The 3,484-nt window shown below is 66.4% G+C and carries 1 protein-coding gene and 3 pseudogenes; 1 reads left to right on the top strand and 3 read right to left on the bottom strand.

Annotation, left to right across the window (positions count from 1 at the left end):
• Positions 1–37: 37 nt before the first annotated feature.
• From DY245_RS34110 to DY245_RS34100, 3 genes and pseudogenes are all read right to left on the bottom strand, one after another.
• Positions 38–631 (bottom strand): hypothetical protein, encoded by a 594-nt coding sequence (locus DY245_RS34110; protein WP_128511004.1) that lies wholly within the window; start codon positions 629–631, stop codon positions 38–40.
• Between the two features lie 103 nt (positions 632–734).
• A pseudogene (locus tag DY245_RS34105) lies at positions 735–2,134 on the bottom strand (cellulase family glycosylhydrolase).
• Between the two features lie 542 nt (positions 2,135–2,676).
• Positions 2,677–3,054, bottom strand: a pseudogene (locus DY245_RS34100) (transposase); the annotation flags it as partial.
• Between DY245_RS34100 and DY245_RS34095 the strand changes: the two are divergent.
• Positions 3,052–3,337 (top strand): annotated as a pseudogene (locus DY245_RS34095) (transposase); the annotation flags it as partial. The pseudogenes DY245_RS34100 and DY245_RS34095 overlap by 3 nt on opposite strands.
• Positions 3,338–3,484 lie beyond the last annotated feature (147 nt).

Here is a 3,484-nt window from a genome sequence, read left to right as displayed (position 1 = left end):
GACATCCACGAAGCCTTTCTCACCCTGGGATGCGCACTCATCTGCTGGCGGCGCCTGAAGTCATTGCGTTAGGAGTTCTTAGGCTGAGCGCCGGTTGGGCCAGGTCGAGTATGTGCGGCGCGTCCTCGGCCGTCCAGCTGTCGCCGTTCAGCGGGAAGGCGGCCGAGCCCCAGGCCTGCCCCTTGCTCAGGTGCTCCAGCCACTTGCGGTCCGTGACCCGTATTTCGTACTCGCCCTGGATCAGCAGACCCTCGTCCTGCCAGGTGCCGCCGCGCTCGTAGTAGAAGTCGTGGAGTTCTTCCCACTGTTCCTCGGTGGGCGGGTCGTTGAGCGTCGCGGTGCGCCGAACCTCCGAGATGAAACGGCGTGCGTTGGTGTCGACCCATTCGTAGTTCAGGATGTCGTCGGTGCTGAGCACCCTGCCCAGGGGACCCTTGCGTTCGTCGTCGTTGCTCAGATAGCCCGCCGCGCTCTCCCAGAGGAAGTGCAGGAAGACACCCGGCTCCTCGCCCGGCAGGGGGATGTATGTGCGCGACCCGGTGTCGTAGTAGACGACGAGCACCTGGATTCTGACGCAGAGCCGGTCCGGATCGACGTTCAGAACCCGCACGCCGTACATGTCGGTCGACATCGTCGTCCCCTCAAGAAGTGACTCGCAGAGGCAACCGGCAAAGGGAGCCGGCTGCTTCCTCTCAGACACGAGCGATGTTTGCAGAGGGGTCTGACAGCACAACTCATCCCCGTGCCGAGACGGTCACCGTGACCCGCCCGGAGGCACCTGGCTGCGTCCATACCCGGATCGTGCCCCGCTCCCCGGCCGGTACGACACGCGGCCAGGCCATGGCCGGGCCTTGAACCGACACCTGCCATCCCGCGGCCGTAGGTGGAGTGGACAGCTCGCTGACGCCGGGCCGTCCCGAGGAGTCGTAGACGAGGCGGAACGTCCGCGTCGTAGGGTCGTAGCGCTGCTCGCGTACCGTGCCTGCGACGGCGGGGGCATAGGGACGCGCGGTCTGCTCTTTGTTGGCGAGGAAGCGGCCGTCCTTGTCGACGGCGCAGTACCCGCCGCCGTAGCACCACTCCCAGCCCGCCCAGCCGGAGCTGTAGCGGTCGAGGGAGCCGAGGGCATCGCCGTAGAAGCGCGCCATGTGGGGCAGCGAACTGTCCCGGGGGCCCACTCGCCGACGACGACCGGTATGCGATGGGCGCTCGGGTAGCGGGTGACGGCAGCCTCATAGGCTTCGAGCCAGCGCGCCGAGGGATCGTAGTCGCCGCCGGCTTCCATCGTGGCGTTGTAGAAGTGCGGTGCGTAGACGACCTTGGGGTCGTGGATGCGGCCGAGGCCGGTGGGCAGCCCCTCGCCGACGATCGGGGTCGGTTCGACGAACAGCCTGCTGTGGCGGTCGGCGGTGCGGATCGCGTCCGCGATCCGGTTGTACATCGGAGTCAGCTGCTCGGACTCGATGCGGTGGGCGGCTGCCGGAAGATCCTCGCCCGCGCGGCGCTGCCCCATGGGTTCGTTGATCAAGTCATAGCCGAACACGGCGGGATGGTGGGCGAACCGCTGGGCGAGCACCCGCCACATGCGGGCCTGCGCCGACTGGAGGTCGGTGTCCTCGTAGAGGTGCTCGAAGGCCGCTTGCGCGGCGGGCTCGAAGTACTCCGCGAACCAGTTGTCCGGGTGCGGGGTGAAGGGCAGCCCGTCGGTGCGGGTCGCCCACTCGGGGATGCCTCGATGGCCGAACTCGGGCCCGAAGACGTCCTGATGGGCGTCGATGACGACCTGGATGCGCCAGCGGTGGGCCCAGTTGAGGATCCGTTCGATCTTGCGGAGATAGCGCGCGCTGTAGTGGCCGGGCCGCGGTTCCAGGTCGTCCCAGAAGACCAGCAAACGTGCGAAGTTGAAACCCTGGTCGTGCAGATCGCGGAAGTGCCTCTCGGTGATCGCGCTGAGCGCATCGTCACCGCGGTGCGTCTTGTCCTCGACGTTCCAGCCGGGCAGGGTGAGCGTGCGCCCGCGGTCGTCGGTGAGCGGCGGCGGTGACGGCGGCGTGTCCGCGCGTGCCGCGCCCGGTGAAAGCAGCGCGGCGACGGTGGCCAGGGCTATCCCCGCCTTGACGATGAATCCGCACATGACCATGGTCCCCCGAGGCTTCACACCGGCACGACCTTCCGAACAGATGGCCCTCAGTCCTTACACCCAAACCTGGGCCACGGGCTCCCGGCACGGCTTCGAGCTCCGGGGCGATCTTCGTCGCCGCAGGTCGGCCAATGTCACTGGCAAGGCGGCGCCAGAGGCCACCTGGGCGTTCTGGAGAATCCTCTGGCCGCCTCGGGGCGCGCCAGCGTGGCGGCAGCCTCCTTTGACAGCGTGTCCTCATATCCGCCGCACGACCTCGGACGTCCTCCCGATCAGTTCCATCGCCGCCAAGACGCCGCAGACCGACTACGCCAAATACGGGTATGACTTCTACGGCGACGGGAGTTTCATCGTTTGCCCCGTATGCGGCTTCCTCGCCATCTCTTTCCTTGCGCGCAGAGAAGCGCCGAGCCCGCGTGACCCTCGGGAAGCATTTCCGAACCAACGCCGATGACGGCGCCCTGGATAGGGCCTTGGTTGCGCGGCTAAGGGCTGTCCCGTGACCAGCAGTTACGGGACAGCCCTTAGATCGTGTCCTATGTGGTGAGGCGGATTAGGCGCTTGTAGCAGCACAGGGCTGCGGCGAGGCCAAGAAATGCCAGGTAGTTGCGGGGATAACGTTCGTAGCGGGGGCTGAGTCTGCGGTAGCCGGAGAGCCAGGACTTCGTGCGCTCGATCACCCAACGGTGGCGCCCCAGACGCTGGCTGGACTCGATGCCTTTGCGGGCGGTCCGTACGCCAATCCGCTTGCCACGGACCCATTTACGCAGGTCGGACTGGTCGTAGGCCTTGTCGGCGTGGAGCTTGCGGGGCTTGTAGTTCCGGCCCCGATCGGGACCGTGTCTCGATTGGAGGCCGGCGACCATGGGCTTCAGCCCCTGGCTGTCGTGGGTGTTACCACCTGAGACGCCAACACCCACGACAGCGAAGGGCGCCTGCACGTCGACAAGGCATACGACATTCCCACCTGCGGAAATGGTTACGCGGTAAGTGCATCGGCGTGCGGATCGCAGCCAAGGTATCGAGTCCAGGGAACGATTGGGCCGCCGCAGGTGGGTGATAGAGCGGACCATCTTCTGGCTGTCCGGCTACCGCAGACTCAGCACCCGCTGCGAACGCCCCCGCAACTACCTGGCTTTTCTCGGCCTTGCCACAGTCCTGTGCTGCTACAAGCGACTCCTCAAACTCACCACATAGGATACCGTCTTAGGTGGGTCGACCGGATTGCAATTGCCCAGTCGGCCACCTGAGCTTTACCACATTGGGCAGCGTGCCCTTTCACGGATGGGCCCGAGGGCGGGCGCCGGCGCATGCCGCGCCGGCGCCACGGCCCTTGAACAGCAA

The organism is Streptomyces inhibens, from assembly GCF_003389455.1.
Lineage (GTDB): Bacteria > Actinomycetota > Actinomycetes > Streptomycetales > Streptomycetaceae > Streptomyces > Streptomyces inhibens.
Note: the sequence above shows the minus strand (reverse complement) of the source record. Positions and strands in the feature narration are given on the sequence as shown.